The sequence below is a fragment of the Pseudomonas sp. GW456-L13 genome, from assembly GCF_017350115.1.
GTDB lineage: Bacteria > Pseudomonadota > Gammaproteobacteria > Pseudomonadales > Pseudomonadaceae > Aquipseudomonas > Aquipseudomonas jessenii.
Window position 1 is genome coordinate 605,620 of sequence record NZ_JACNAS010000001.1, and the last position, 12,552, is coordinate 618,171.

Genomic DNA, 12,552 nt, shown 5'->3' on the forward strand with positions numbered 1-12,552 from the left:
CTAACATGACCCTCGCCTCAGTCGTTATCGTCGGTGCTGGCCAAGCCGGTTTTCAGGTCGCTGCCTCCTTGCGTCAGGAAGGCTATGACGGGCGCATTACCCTGATTGGCGATGAGCCAGGCCTACCCTATCAGCGGCCGCCATTGTCCAAGGCCTACTTGCTCGGCAAGATCCAGGGGACCAATCTGCTGTTCCGTCCCGCTGAGTTTTATGCCACCCAACGCATTGAACTGCTGCATGACCAGGCGACGGCAATTGACCGCCAGAACGGTCGCGTAGTGTTGGCCTCCGGTGAGGCGATCAGCTATGACCACCTGGTATTGGCCACGGGTGCACACAACCGGCCGCTGCCGGTGCCAGGCGCCGAGCTGCCTCAGGTATTCGGCATCAAAACCAAAGCCGATGCCGATGCCTTGGCGCCACTGGCTAAAGAAGCGCGCAATGTGGTGGTGATCGGCGCCGGGTTCATCGGTCTGGAGTTTGCCGCGGTAGCCGCAGCACAGGGGGCCAATGTCCATGTGCTGGAACTGGCCGAGCGGCCAATGGCCCGTGCCGTGTCGCGGGAAATGTCGGAGTTGTTCCGCCAGGCCCATGAAGCCTGGGGTGTGCATTTCGACTTCCGCCAGGGCTTGAGTCGCATCGATGGCGACAACGGCAAGGTCTGCGCCGTGCAAACCGCTGACGGACGTGCCCTGCCTGCCGACCTCGTGGTGTTTGGTATCGGTGTGATCCCCAATGCCCAACTGGCAACCGAAGCGGGTCTGGCCATCGAGAACGGCATCAAGGTCGACGCCAACCTGCTCACCTCTGACCCGCGAATTTCCGCATTGGGCGATGTCGCCAGTTTCCCGTGCCTGCAAAACGATGAACAGCACACGCGTCTCGAGTCGGTGCAGAACGCCATCGACCAGGCCCGCGCAGTGGCCGCACGGTTGATGGGTAAACCGGCGCCTTACGGCGCCCTGCCCTGGTTCTGGACCGATCAGGGTGACCTGAAACTACAGATTGCCGGACTCTCCAACGGCTACGACAGCACTGTTGTCCTCGGGTCTCCCCAAGACAAACAACTTTCCGTGCTGTGTTTCCGCAATGACCGCCTGGTAGCCGTTGAATCCTGCAATCGCATGGGCGATCACATGGCCGCGCGCAAGATTCTCGCCCGCGCGCCCAAGTTGTCGGCAGCCGAAGCCGCCGCTGACGGTTTCGACCTGAAAGCCTGGGAAGCGGCCAACCGCGACTGAGCGCCGCATGGACAGGTAAAACCCGCAGCCGCGCCCGCCTCCGAGCTGACGCGGCTTTTTTTTTGCATAACGACTGGAGCGATGCAATGAACAAAGTCTGGTTTATTACCGGTGCCGCCCGAGGCTTGGGCGCCGCCATTGCCAAAGCCGCCTTGGCTGACGGTGACCGCGTGGTGGTCAGTGGCCGACGTATCGAACCACTGGAAGATGCCTTCGCCGAGTTCGGTGAGCGCGTTTTGGCGGTGGCCCTGGATGTGACCAACGAAGCCCAGGCACTGACTGCCGTAGAGACTGCCGTCGCGCGATTTGGCCGAATCGATGTGCTGGTCAACAACGCCGGCTATGGGCAACTGGCACCCTTTGAAGACAATCTTGCCAGTGAAGCCGACAGCCAGTTCGCGACCAACGTGTTTGGTGTCTTCAACGTCTGCCGTGCCGTGTTGCCCGTCATGCGTGCGCAACGCAGTGGTCACGTATTCAACGTGTCCTCAATGGGCGGTGTGGTGGGGATGGGCGGTGCGGCGCTGTACTGCGCGTCGAAATTTGCCGTGGAGGGTTTTTCCGAATCCCTGAGCCTGGAAGTGGCGCAGTTCGGCATCAAGGTAACGCTAGTGGAACCCGGGGTTTTCCGTACCGACTTCCTCGACCCCAGCTCCGCTGTCTTTGGTACCCGTGGGCTGGAGGATTACGCCGCACTCACGGCCAAGGTCAAAGGCGCTTCGGCCGCCTACAACCACCAGCAAACCGGCAACCCGGCGAAACTGGGAGACGCGCTGGTTCACCTGGTTAACAGTGAACATCCGCCGTTGCGTTACCTGGCCGGCTCCGACGCTTACCTGCAAGTCAGCAACAAGCTCAACAATATGCTCGCGCAAATCGAGCTGTGGCGACAGCTTTCCTATTCCACCGACGGTGTATAAGCCGCCAGTGCGCACAACCTTTATGACAAGGCTGTGCGCACCCGGGCGATCAACCCTTACTGGTTGATGAAATAACGCACAAACAACTGCCCTTCTTCGAACCGATACAACTCGATTGTTTCGATGCCGCCTTCCTGCTCGCGAAAGGCATTCAGGTGATGGCACGCGGCTTCGTTGCCATTAACGATGCACTGCCGCACCTCGACGCGAATCTTCGGTTGCTGTTGCGCCCACATGCCTTCCAGGACCTGCCAGGCATCGTGCTGTGGTTTGCCGACGTATTCGATACTCAAGCCATTGGCCGAGACGCTGCGGTAATGTGCAAAAAAGCCCTCTTTATCGCCTTTGTTCCAGCAGTCGATCTGGCCGTGCAGGAAGTGCTCGATTGCGTGTTTGTCCATGCTCATATCACGTTCGTCCTCGGGTGGGGTTCAGGCGTGTTGCCGTTGTTGTAGAGTGTGCTGAAGCGCCAGAAATGCCGGTTCCATCTTCAACCACAACAAAATGCTCGGGCCGATAATGGCGCAGCAGAAACAGCACACCAGCACCGCCGAATAACTGCCGTAAGTATCGTAAAGATGGCCGAACAACATGGGCACCAGCCCGGCAGCAATGGTGATCAGGCACAGGTGCAAACCGAAGATACGCGCGTAGTCTTTCAGGCCGAAATAACGTGCCATCAGGAATGCCGCCAGATCGAATTCAGCCCCGGCACTTGCGCCGATACAAAGAGTGGCAAGCACCATTAACGGTGTGCTCTGCGCCCCGCCAAAGAGAAAGATCGCGCAGCCCAGCGCAGGCAGTGCCAGGCTCACCGCAGCCACCAGAGAAGGTGAAAAGCGGTCGAGCATGTAGCCCACCAACAGACGCCCGCCGATGATGGAAATACCAAAGGTACTGAATATCTGGCTGGCTTGCTGGCCGCTCAAGCCTTTGCTTTGCAACATCGGCACCATGTTGGTCACCATGCCTACGGTCAACGATACCGAAAGGATCAGCGCGATGTTAAAGCCCCAGTATTTCCCGGAGCGCAACGCTTGTTGGAAGGACATGCCGGCCAGTTCCGGGAGTTCCTTCTGTGTCGTCGCTTCAGTGCTGGCGTGCGGCGCCGGCATGCGCAACCACATCAAAGACAAGGGCAGCGTAAACAGCAGCGGCATCGCCCCCAATGCAATAAAACCCGCCTGCCAGCCATAGACGGCAATCAACCGCGACAGTAGCGGCGGCAGAATCATCGCCACCAGCCCGGTTCCACATAGAATCACTGCCAGCGCCAGACCCCGGTTGCGCTCGAACCAGAGGTTGACCAATTGCGTCCAGGTGATCGCAATGGTGCCGGCACAGACGATCGGCATGCTGAAAAACGCCAGGTACAACCAACCAATCGAGCCCTGAATTTGGGTGATCGCAAAATAACCGACGATCTGCAGCACGATCGAAACAATCGCCACTCGACGCAAACCGAAACGGCGGTAGAGCCAGCCGACCAACTGCGTAGAAATCGCCACACCGGCGAACAGGAAGGTGATCGAAGCCTGCAAGTCGCCACGGCTCCAGCCGAAGGCCTGCTCCAGCGGAATAACCAGGGTGCCGAAGGCATACAGCAGCGCAGCGGAAAGGCTGGTGCAGATGCCAAACAGACCCAGCAGTACCACGCGCCAGCCGCGCTTGAACTCGGAGAAATCATTGCCACCGTGGGCGGTATTGCTGCTGTTGCGTGTCTCAATTGTCATGACCTGACTCCCGGCGCGGGCCGCCATCGCGGACGCGCGACATGATTAGTGGCCCTTGAGGATTTCTTCGACTTTGGGCAGCGCGATCATGGTGGCGCCACCATCCACCAACAACGACGTGCCGGTGATATAGGAGGCCTCGTTGGAAGTGAGAAACATCACGGCATTGGCAATATCAGCGGACTCGCCCAGGCGCCCAACCGGGAAGTGTGCGGCGAGTTTGTGCGGCAGTTCATTGCCCAGGGTTTCCAGCATGTGGTCAGTGCCAATCAGCCCAGGTTCGACGACGTTGACCAGGATATTCATGGCGCCGAACTCCACCGCCAAACCACGGGCGAACGCATTCATGAATGCTTTGCTCGAACTATAGGCAATCAGTCGTGGTGTGTATTTGCGGTTGGCTTCGCCGGAGGAGATGTAAATCAGCCGGCCTTTGTCGGCTGCTTTGGACAGGTAAGGTGCGCTGTCCTTGGCCAGCCAGAACAACGACTGGATATTGCTGCGAACAATGTGATCGAAGGTGTCATCGGCCATTTCGGCGATCAGCCCGTGACTGGTGTCGGCGGCGCAATGCACCACGATATCCAGGGAGCCAAAATGTTCTACGCCGCCCTGCACCATCGACTTGATCGCCTCACGATCGGCGATGTCTCCACCGACCAGGCAGGCTTCACCGCCCAGAGCCTTGATTTGCTCGATTGTTTCTTCGCCGTATCGAGCGGTGCGTGCCGACACCACCACTTTGGCGCCCTCACGGGCATAGGCCAGGGCAATGGCGCGGCCCATGCCTCGACCGGCACCGGTGACCAGTACGACTTTGTCGCGGAATTTCATCGTGATTCCTCTTTATTGTTATTAGTTGAGGCTTTTTGTGGGAGCGAGCCTGCTCGCGATGTTTCTGAACGATAACGCGCCAAGCCTGAAGCCCCGCGGTGCTCTCAGGTTTTTCGCGAGCAGGCTCGCTCCTACAGGGGGTTCACTGATTTAGAGGTCCTTGCCTGGAACGTTACGGGCCGAGCCGTTACGCCGGTCCGACTCGCCCCAGCCCAGCCAGTGCGAAGGCTCGCGGGTATCGCCAACCCGACGCCAGCGCCCTTCCTGCTGCGCCGTGACCGGGAAACCGCCAACGAAGTCGATCATTTCGCCCTTCTCGTCAGGCAGGAATTCCCACTCCTCCTTGCCTTCGAGCACGATTTTGGCCGACTTCAAAAAGTAGCTACCGTCCTTGTGCTCGGTGTGCCCTTCGATATCGGTGGTGACCCGCACCTCGCCTTTTTCATTGTTGAAAATGGCGTAACCCAGGTGGTCGTGACCGACCATGAAAGAACCGGTATCCCACGTGCCGTCTTTATAAACGGTGACAAAGGACCACCAGATCACATGCTTGTTGTTGTTCACCACCAAGTCTTTCTTGAAGTGGATGGCGCCGCCTTCAGCCATGTAGAACTGGTCCAGCGCCATGGCGCCTTTTACCGGGCGCCCCTCGCAGACACCGGCGATATCCCACAACTGTGAAACGTAAAAGGTGCCCCACTCCACACCCGGCAAGTACCACTGCAAACCGGGTCCGAGCAGACGACCTTCGAGATGAAACAAGCCTTCTTCTTTCCAGGTCAGGCGTTCGCTGCTGGCCGTGATTTCCCAGCCATTACCGGCTTCACCCGGTTGGCTGGCCCAGCGTGCGGTATCACCTTCCAGGCTATGCACAGGCAGTGGCGTCAGTGCCTGGCGGGCCATTTTTTCGTGGTCCATGCGCAGGTGAACGTTGTCGACGTGGTTGTTCAGGTAGTAGAACTTGGTCGGGTTCGGCGTGCCATTGGGCGCCATCAGCGACCGCACGAATGAATAGATGTTGCCCTGTTCATCGCGCACCGAGCCGAACGGCGAGCTCTTGCTCAAATGCAGGCCGAAGAAGCCGCGCTCGGCAGACATCGAAGCGCCAGTGACCTTGTGCGGCCCGACCAGTTGCTGGAAGCCGAAATCACCGCGTTCTGGAATGGTTTTGAACGTTCTCATACTGCCCTCTGTTGTTTTTATCAAGGCCTGGAAACGGATTGGAATCGTGGGTCAGTCCCAGATCACCGGGAGTGTCGACACGCCGCGCAACTGCGCGCCGCCGATCTGCGGGACGGGCTGGGTCGGGTCGAGGCGCAAGTTGGGGAACAGATCGAGGATCGCGTTGACCGCGCAGCTGATTTCGACCTTGGCAACGAACTGACCGATGCACATGTGCGGACCGAAGCCAAAACCAAAAGAGGGTTTTGGCTTGCGGTCGATGTCGAAGACATCCGGGTTTTCAAAAGCGTCTTCGTCGCGGTTGGCGGACACCACCATGCACTGGACGAATGAACCTTTGGGGATCTTCACACCATGAAATTCCACTTCCTTGGCGGTTTCGCGCACTTTGAAAGTGGCGACCGGTTCAAAACGGGTGGTTTCGTCCATCAGCTTGCCAATCAGCGAGCGGTCGGCCTTGACGCGTTCGAGCAAGCCGGGCGTGGTGAGCAACAAGGTCATTACCGAGCCGAACATGCGCGTGGTAGTTTCCCCGGCCGCCGGCAACAACGAGCGAGTGAAGGTGATCACTTCATGGTCATCCAGCGTGCGCCCTTCGTATTCCGCGCGCAGCAAACGACCGACCACGTCATCGCCCTGGCTGCCCTCGGCGCGACGTTGCACCACGACCTCGGCCAGTGCGTCGTAAAGACCCTTGACGGCGATGCCGGCCTGACGCCGCGCTTCGACCATCTTGCTCGGGTCGATCTGGTTGCCGCCGACAATGGCCAAGGCCCAGGCCGCATATTGTTTGTACTTGGACGGTTCATCCGAGGGGAAGCCCATCAAGGCGTACATGATGCGAATCGGCAGCTCGAGGCCGAACTTCATCAGGTCGGCTTTCTTTGCCGGCAACATTGGCTGGATGTACTCCTCGCGGATCACCTGGTCGATCTGCGGGCGCCACTTGTTCACGGTCTCGGGCATGAATGCCGGTTGCAGCAAGGCGCGCACCTTGCGGTGTTCGTCACCGTCCATGGCCAGAATGATCAAGCCATCGAAAAACGCGCCCAGACCTTCGGCAATAAAGCCGCTGGTGTAGGTCGCACCATCGCGCAGAACAGTCATCACGTCCTGGTATTTGAACAAGGCGAAGGTCGGGCGAGTGCCCTGCTGGGTACCGGCATTGGTTGGCACCCCGAATTGAGTAATGAAATCGCCTTCATAGATGGGTGACTTCAACCGTTGCTCGCGGCACACCGCATGAATATCCAGGTCAGTACCGCGATACATTTCCGATACGGCGGAATACGCGGTGGCCAGGTCCAGTGCTGCGCTTTCGTTGCTCATCAGGTTCTCCTGTCTTGTTTTTATTGCTCTTGCACACCAAGATTGCCCGGCTGCCAATCCATGGTATGCGGTTGTGTCTGCACCGGTACTGCGCTTCGTTTGACTCTGGGTCAAACGATGGCGCCCGGGTATATGCTTCAAGGTGTGACCCCATTCAACAGGAGGAGTACGAGGTGGCGGTGAAGGCAGGAGAAGGTGGCGAACAGGGCAAACGCAATACGATGAATCGCCTGCTCGCTGCTGCGCGCGTGGAGTTCGCCAAGAAAGGCCTGGCCGGTGCGCGCGTGGAAGAAATAGCCCGGGATGCCGGGGTCACCAAGCAACTGGTCTACCACTACTACAACTCCAAGGAAGGGCTGTTTGTCGCGGTACTGGATGAATCCTCGGACAACATCATGTCGGAGCTGGTCAACCTCAAGGTTGAAGAGCTGCCACCGCCTCAGGCGATGCGCACCGTGCTCAATCACTTCTTCGACCAATACCGGTTTGACCCCTTCCTCGGCAGCCTGGCGCTGGAAGGCATCCGCTACCACGACACCCACGAAACACCGCGTAACCATTTTCTTGAAATGGCACCGAAGCTGATCGCCAAGCTCGACGCGATCCTGGTCCGTGGGGCCGCCAGTGGTGATTTTCGTGCGGACATCAACCCGCGCCTGTTGCTGGCCAGCGCATCGCTGGTGACCACAGGCTGGTTCACCAACCGCTACTCCATGTCCGCACTGGCCGGCCTGGATACCGACTCGGCAGAAGGCATGGCCACCTGGCGCCAGTACTCGGCAGATTTTGTCCTGGCGAGTATTTCGTTGGGTGCAGAAAAAAACGCCGGCAGCGTTTAACCGCTGGCAGCGTCTTTCTTGATGCACTGAACCCGTGGCAAGGGAGCAAGTTCACTCGCCACACAAGCTCAACGCTCGTACTGGCGCTACCTGTTTTTCTGCAGGTACTTGCTCACCCGTTTGGCCGCCAACCGCCCTGCCATGCCGTTGACCCCACCACCGGGATGTATGCCGGCACTGCCCAGATACAACCCCGCCACTGGCAAGGTATCGCCGCCCAAACCGTACGCAGGGCGCATGGTGCTTGAGCGCATGGAGGTGGTGTCGATATGCACCACGCAGCCATTGACCGTGTTCAAGCGCGCGGTAAAGTCCGGTGCGGCCTCGATGTGTCGGCCTAGCACCTGCCCTTCGATCCCTTCTATATAGTCGTACAGCTGTTCCTGTACCTGGTCGGCCACTCGCTCACGCAAAGCGTCCCAGCCTTCGTTAGGGTTAACCGGCATCACCGGAGGGTAGATGTACAACACGTCCTGACCGGCCGGCGCTTGTGAAGGGTCGGCGGCGCTCGGTGCGGCCACGGTGATGTAGGGCAACTTCGGTACCTCGCCTCGGGCGCAAGCGGCGAAGTTTTCCAGCACCGCCTCTTCGGTACCGATCAACATCACGGTTTTACGCAGATCCACACCGTCGCCGCGAATGGCAGCAAAACGTGGCACGGAAATCTGCCCGCGCAAGGCAAGATCCACCTTCAGTGGTCCCGATCCCTTGCCGTTGGCTGGTGCCATGGCGATGCGGGTGAGCAAGTGTTGGGGAATTTCACCACGGGTGACCATATCCAGCGCAGGCTTGGGGTGACAGCCGGCAATCACCGCACGGGCCATGAACTGGCGACCATCAGCCAGTTTCACCCCTTTTATCCGGCCATCCTTGGCCACGATTTCACTGACGCTGGCCGACACCAGCACCTGACCACCCAGCTCTTCCAGACGCGCCTGCATGGCGTTGCTCAACTGCTGCATGCCCCCCAGGACACGACCCACACCAAAACGATGGAGGAAACCGAGCAAGGCGTAATAAATGCCACCGCCATCGGCGCTGATATCACCCGCCAGACCGGTCAGTGCACACATCGCGGAAATGGTCACTGGATGCTCGAAGCGCTCACGCGCGGCCTGCAGCGCGGACCCGGTCATCAGCGCCATCAGTTCGGGCTTTAAGGCTTTGTGTTTGATCGCGGTGCCGAGCATCTTCAGCTTCACACCCAGGTTGGTCTTCGCCGGGTCGACGCGCATCATCGGCAGCGCAATGTCGAGGAACATGTCGATGACCTTCATGAACTCAAGAAACGCCTCGGCGTCCTTGCTGCTGAAGCGACGAATCTCGGCAGCGGTTTTCTCACGGTCACGCCAGAAAATCAGCGACTGCCCATCCGGATGCAAATACACATACCCCGGCGCGAGCTCCACCGATTTGAAACCGTGGCGCTCCAGCCCGAGTTCCGCCGGCACATGGGAATGCACACGCATCGACATCATGTCCAGGGCACAGGGGTGGACCAGGTGCTGCGGCGCTTCGGGTATCAGATAGCCCGATGACGCCATGCCGCCGACCTTGTCCAACGCTTCGAGCACCAGCACTTTCTTGCCTTCCATGCCCAGGTAACAGCCAGCCGAAAGGCCATTGGTGCCACCGCCGACGACGATCACATCGAAGTCGGTATTTCCCGCTTTGTGGTTCTGATTCATCACTTGCTTCCATGACGTAATTCAACCACGGCGGCGCGCGGCGGCTGTGGTGGCGAAGTACAGCCCCAGCGCACCGGACGGCGCACCGAGGCAAACGTTACATGCCGGTGCGACCCATCTGCGCGAACAACGCGCGCATCGCAACCAGGGATGGCGTGTGGCTGCTGAAACCACCGTCGGCGACCAGGGTAGTACCCGTGACGAAGGAGGATTCGTCACTGGCCAGGAACGCCACCACATCGGCGATCTGCCGAGGCGTGCCCAGCTCGGCGGTGCAATGGTTGTCGCGCAGAATGTCGAGCAAGGGTTCAGGCATGGCGTGTTCCGAAGGCGCCAGTCCGATCTGCACGGCGTTGCCGCGAATGCCTTGCTTGCCGTACTGCGAGGCCACCATGCGTGGCAGCATCATCAGCCCCGCCTTGGAAGTGGCGTAGCCGGTCAGGGACATATCGCCCTGCATGCCCAGACCCGAGGTGGCGAAGATGATCGAGCCCTTGCCGTTCTCCAGCATCACCGGAATCACATGCTTGGTGCACAGCACGGCGCCACGCAGGTTGACGGCGATGGCGCGGTCCCAGGCCTGCATGTCGAGGTTGACGAAATCGCGGTCCAGCTGGCGTTGCTCGGCATTCAGGATCGCCGCGTTGTTGTGCAAGATGTCGATACGGCCAAAACGCTCTTTCACCTGGGCAACCATTGCCCGCACGTCGTCTTCCGAGGACACATCGGTGGCAATCGCCAAGGCCTGATGGCCCTCGGCGACCAAGGATTGGGCAACGGCTGTCGCCCCTTCGAAATTGATATCGACCACGGCAATACTCGCGCCATGCGATGCCAGTACCCGTGCGCATTCGGCGCCCAGGCCGCCACCGGAGCCGGTAATAATGGCCACTCGTCCTGCCAGTTTTCCTGTACTCATGCCCTTATCCTTTTTGTTTTAGGGAGTGGCGTTTTATTCGCCGGTAAAACGCGGTTCGCGCCGTTCGCTGAAAGCCTGGGCCGCTTCGCGAGCGTCCTTGGTCGGGGCCAACAAGGCGAACAGATCAAGCTCCAGGTCCAAGCCACGCTTGAGATCCATTTCCAGTGCCGCCCGCGCAGCCTGTTTGACAAAGGCGGACGCGGTGGGTGGCTTACTGGCGATGCGCTGGGCAAAAGCCCGCACTTCTTGCACAAGGTTGGCACTGTCACTGGCCAGTCGACTGACCAGACCAATGCGCTGCGCCTGCTCGGCGCCCACACGGTCACCGGTGAGCAACATGTCCAGTGCCTGACCCGGTGCCACCACTCGGGAGAGTCGTTGTGTGCCGCCGCCACCGGGGATCAGCCCCAGACCGGTTTCCGGCAAGGCGAACACGGCATCGGGAGCGGCGAAACGGATGTCGCACGCCAGCACCAATTCCAGCCCGCCACCCATGCAGTAGCCATGAATGGCGGCGATCACCGGCTTGGTGATGCCGTCGAGGGTTTCGATCCAGCGTACGTTTTCCATGCGCTGGCGAACTTGCAAGCTGGACTCGGGGCCGCGGCGTTCCTTGATATCGGCGCCCGCACAAAAGCCCCGGTCGCCTTCCCCGCGAATCACGATCACGCGAATGTCCGGGTCCTGCTGCAACAACGCCAGTGCCTGCGGCACGCCTTGGCGGATCTCGTCGTTGATGGCGTTGATCTGCCGGGGACGGGTCAGTACCACCCAGCCCACCATGGCATCGCGCTCCAGGCGCACCGCATCGTTGATCAGCACGGGAGGCTGCTGGTTTTGCGCTGTACTCATGCAGGGCACTCCTCGAACTCGAAGACCTGACCATTGAGTTCTTGTGGATCGATCTTGATCAATGGACGACCACCCACGGCCTCCGAGGACTCGATCCACTGGAACCGGGTGCCGCGCGCACGCAGATCTTCCGCCTTGGCAGCCAGGTCATTGACACCAATACGGATGTAATACGGACCCGGACCCCAGTTATTGACGTAGTGACCGGCGTCGGTGTTCCAATAGGTCGCCTCGAGTACATCGAGGGTGGCACTGTTGGGCACGGTGAACCCCATGCGCGCACGGCGGTAGCCTTCGCTGCGGATGTTCTCCACCGGACCGCTCGGTTCCCAGTCGAGGTTGGTCGATACCTTGCGCAAGGTTTCATCAAGGTCACGGACCAGGAAGCCACGGGCCGTCACGCGTACCATGTCGCCGGGTTTGAGATCGCGTGGTTGCACCGGTGGCAACTGGTAGGTTTCCGGCGGCATCTGCAATGGCTCGGTCGGCATGATTTCAATGCACAGGCCACCGTCCACGGATGGCTGGTAGTACGGCTGCTCGGGAGTAGCACCCAGCCACAGACGGTCGAACGGCATTTCCGGGGTGCGCTGTGCCATGCGGAACGGCAAGCGCCGGCGCATCAGTTTGTCCACCAGTGCGTCGAACTTGTCCCCGTGCAGGGCCAGCACGATGGAGTGAGTGATCATCGGCCGATGATGACCCTGGAAATCTTTCAGGCTTTCCAGAAAGTCATGGAACAACGGGTCGCCGGGGTTCGGCCGATCCAGGTGCCACTGCGGTTCGATGCGCGTTGGCGACACCGCCAGGGATTTGTGTACCCGCAGAAAATGCGCGATGTACGGGTGATTGTCGAACGCCTGGCGCCAGCGTTCGTGCTTGTAGATCCCGAGCTTGTCGACCAACATTTCCGTCATGCCGTCCGGGTCCGGAACCATCATGTCGGCACTCATCAGTAACTCGAACATACTTCTCTCCTTGCAATTGCCAGCCTGGGCCTGTGCCCGGCTATTAG

The 12,552-nt window shown here is 59.7% G+C and carries 12 protein-coding genes; 3 read left to right on the forward strand and 9 right to left on the reverse strand.

Features of this window, described 5'->3' with window-relative positions:
• Positions 1-5 precede the first annotated feature (5 nt).
• Both J4D25_RS02635 and J4D25_RS02640 read left to right on the forward strand, forming a co-directional pair.
• Positions 6-1,241: an NAD(P)/FAD-dependent oxidoreductase gene (locus J4D25_RS02635; protein WP_057715103.1), complete on the forward strand. Its 1,236-nt coding sequence runs from the start codon at positions 6-8 to the stop codon at positions 1,239-1,241.
• An 86-nt stretch (positions 1,242-1,327) separates the two neighbouring features.
• Positions 1,328-2,161, forward strand: coding sequence for an oxidoreductase (locus J4D25_RS02640; RefSeq protein ID WP_057715104.1), 834 nt, complete (start codon positions 1,328-1,330; stop codon positions 2,159-2,161).
• Between the two features lie 56 nt (positions 2,162-2,217).
• Here J4D25_RS02640 and J4D25_RS02645 read toward each other — a convergent pair whose 3' ends face one another.
• From J4D25_RS02645 to J4D25_RS02665, 5 genes are all read right to left on the reverse strand, one after another.
• Complete coding sequence (locus J4D25_RS02645; protein ID WP_057715105.1) at positions 2,218-2,568, reverse strand: nuclear transport factor 2 family protein; 351 nt, start codon at positions 2,566-2,568, stop codon at positions 2,218-2,220.
• Between the two features lie 24 nt (positions 2,569-2,592).
• Positions 2,593-3,894 (reverse strand): MFS transporter, encoded by a 1,302-nt coding sequence (locus tag J4D25_RS02650; RefSeq protein ID WP_057715106.1) that lies wholly within the window; start codon positions 3,892-3,894, stop codon positions 2,593-2,595.
• A 45-nt stretch (positions 3,895-3,939) separates the two neighbouring features.
• Positions 3,940-4,728 (reverse strand): SDR family NAD(P)-dependent oxidoreductase, encoded by a 789-nt coding sequence (locus J4D25_RS02655; RefSeq protein WP_057715107.1) that lies wholly within the window; start codon positions 4,726-4,728, stop codon positions 3,940-3,942.
• A 150-nt stretch (positions 4,729-4,878) separates the two neighbouring features.
• Positions 4,879-5,910 carry a hypothetical protein gene (locus tag J4D25_RS02660; protein WP_020798226.1) on the reverse strand — a complete coding sequence of 344 codons (1,032 nt, stop codon included), beginning with the start codon at positions 5,908-5,910 and terminating at the stop codon, positions 4,879-4,881.
• 51 nt (positions 5,911-5,961) lie between these two features.
• On the reverse strand, positions 5,962-7,239 hold the full coding sequence (locus tag J4D25_RS02665) for a cytochrome P450 (RefSeq protein WP_198530242.1): 1,278 nt from the start codon (positions 7,237-7,239) through the stop codon (positions 5,962-5,964).
• Between the two features lie 173 nt (positions 7,240-7,412).
• Between J4D25_RS02665 and J4D25_RS02670 the strand changes: the two genes are divergently transcribed.
• Entirely contained in the window at positions 7,413-8,078 is a 666-nt protein-coding gene (locus tag J4D25_RS02670; RefSeq protein WP_057715108.1) for a TetR/AcrR family transcriptional regulator, read from the forward strand.
• Positions 8,079-8,164: 86 nt separating this feature from the next.
• Here the strand turns inward: J4D25_RS02670 and J4D25_RS02675 are convergent, their stop codons facing one another.
• The 4 genes from J4D25_RS02675 to J4D25_RS02690 all read right to left on the reverse strand — a co-directional run bounded on the left by J4D25_RS02675 (position 8,165) and on the right by J4D25_RS02690 (position 12,505).
• Positions 8,165-9,766, reverse strand: a complete 1,602-nt coding sequence (locus J4D25_RS02675; RefSeq protein WP_057715109.1) for an NAD(P)/FAD-dependent oxidoreductase — start codon at positions 9,764-9,766, stop codon at positions 8,165-8,167.
• A 97-nt stretch (positions 9,767-9,863) separates the two neighbouring features.
• Entirely contained in the window at positions 9,864-10,685 is an 822-nt protein-coding gene (locus J4D25_RS02680) for an SDR family NAD(P)-dependent oxidoreductase (protein ID WP_057715110.1), read from the reverse strand.
• A gap of 33 nt (positions 10,686-10,718) precedes the next feature.
• Positions 10,719-11,537: an enoyl-CoA hydratase/isomerase family protein gene (locus J4D25_RS02685; RefSeq protein WP_057715111.1), complete on the reverse strand. Its 819-nt coding sequence runs from the start codon at positions 11,535-11,537 to the stop codon at positions 10,719-10,721.
• The gene (locus tag J4D25_RS02690) at positions 11,534-12,505 is read right to left on the reverse strand and encodes a hypothetical protein (RefSeq protein WP_057715112.1); all 972 of its coding nucleotides are present in this window, start codon (positions 12,503-12,505) and stop codon (positions 11,534-11,536) included. The genes J4D25_RS02685 and J4D25_RS02690 overlap by 4 nt, the downstream gene beginning before the upstream one ends.
• Positions 12,506-12,552: the final 47 nt, after the last annotated feature.

Excerpts from the sequence above, each read along its gene's own strand:
- J4D25_RS02645 (WP_057715105.1), bottom strand. The coding sequence starts at position 2,568 with ATGAGCATGGACAAACACGCAATCGAGCACTTCCTGCACGGCCAGATC.
- J4D25_RS02640 (WP_057715104.1), top strand. The coding sequence starts at position 1,328 with ATGAACAAAGTCTGGTTTATTACCGGTGCCGCCCGAGGCTTGGGCGCC.
- J4D25_RS02655 (WP_057715107.1), bottom strand. The coding sequence starts at position 4,728 with ATGAAATTCCGCGACAAAGTCGTACTGGTCACCGGTGCCGGTCGAGGC.
- J4D25_RS02635 (WP_057715103.1), top strand. The coding sequence starts at position 6 with ATGACCCTCGCCTCAGTCGTTATCGTCGGTGCTGGCCAAGCCGGTTTT.
- J4D25_RS02690 (WP_057715112.1), bottom strand. The coding sequence starts at position 12,505 with ATGTTCGAGTTACTGATGAGTGCCGACATGATGGTTCCGGACCCGGAC.
- J4D25_RS02675 (WP_057715109.1), bottom strand. The coding sequence starts at position 9,766 with ATGAATCAGAACCACAAAGCGGGAAATACCGACTTCGATGTGATCGTC.
- J4D25_RS02680 (WP_057715110.1), bottom strand. The coding sequence starts at position 10,685 with ATGAGTACAGGAAAACTGGCAGGACGAGTGGCCATTATTACCGGCTCC.
- J4D25_RS02685 (WP_057715111.1), bottom strand. The coding sequence starts at position 11,537 with ATGAGTACAGCGCAAAACCAGCAGCCTCCCGTGCTGATCAACGATGCG.
- J4D25_RS02660 (WP_020798226.1), bottom strand. The coding sequence starts at position 5,910 with ATGAGAACGTTCAAAACCATTCCAGAACGCGGTGATTTCGGCTTCCAG.
- J4D25_RS02665 (WP_198530242.1), bottom strand. The coding sequence starts at position 7,239 with ATGAGCAACGAAAGCGCAGCACTGGACCTGGCCACCGCGTATTCCGCC.
- J4D25_RS02650 (WP_057715106.1), bottom strand. The coding sequence starts at position 3,894 with ATGACAATTGAGACACGCAACAGCAGCAATACCGCCCACGGTGGCAAT.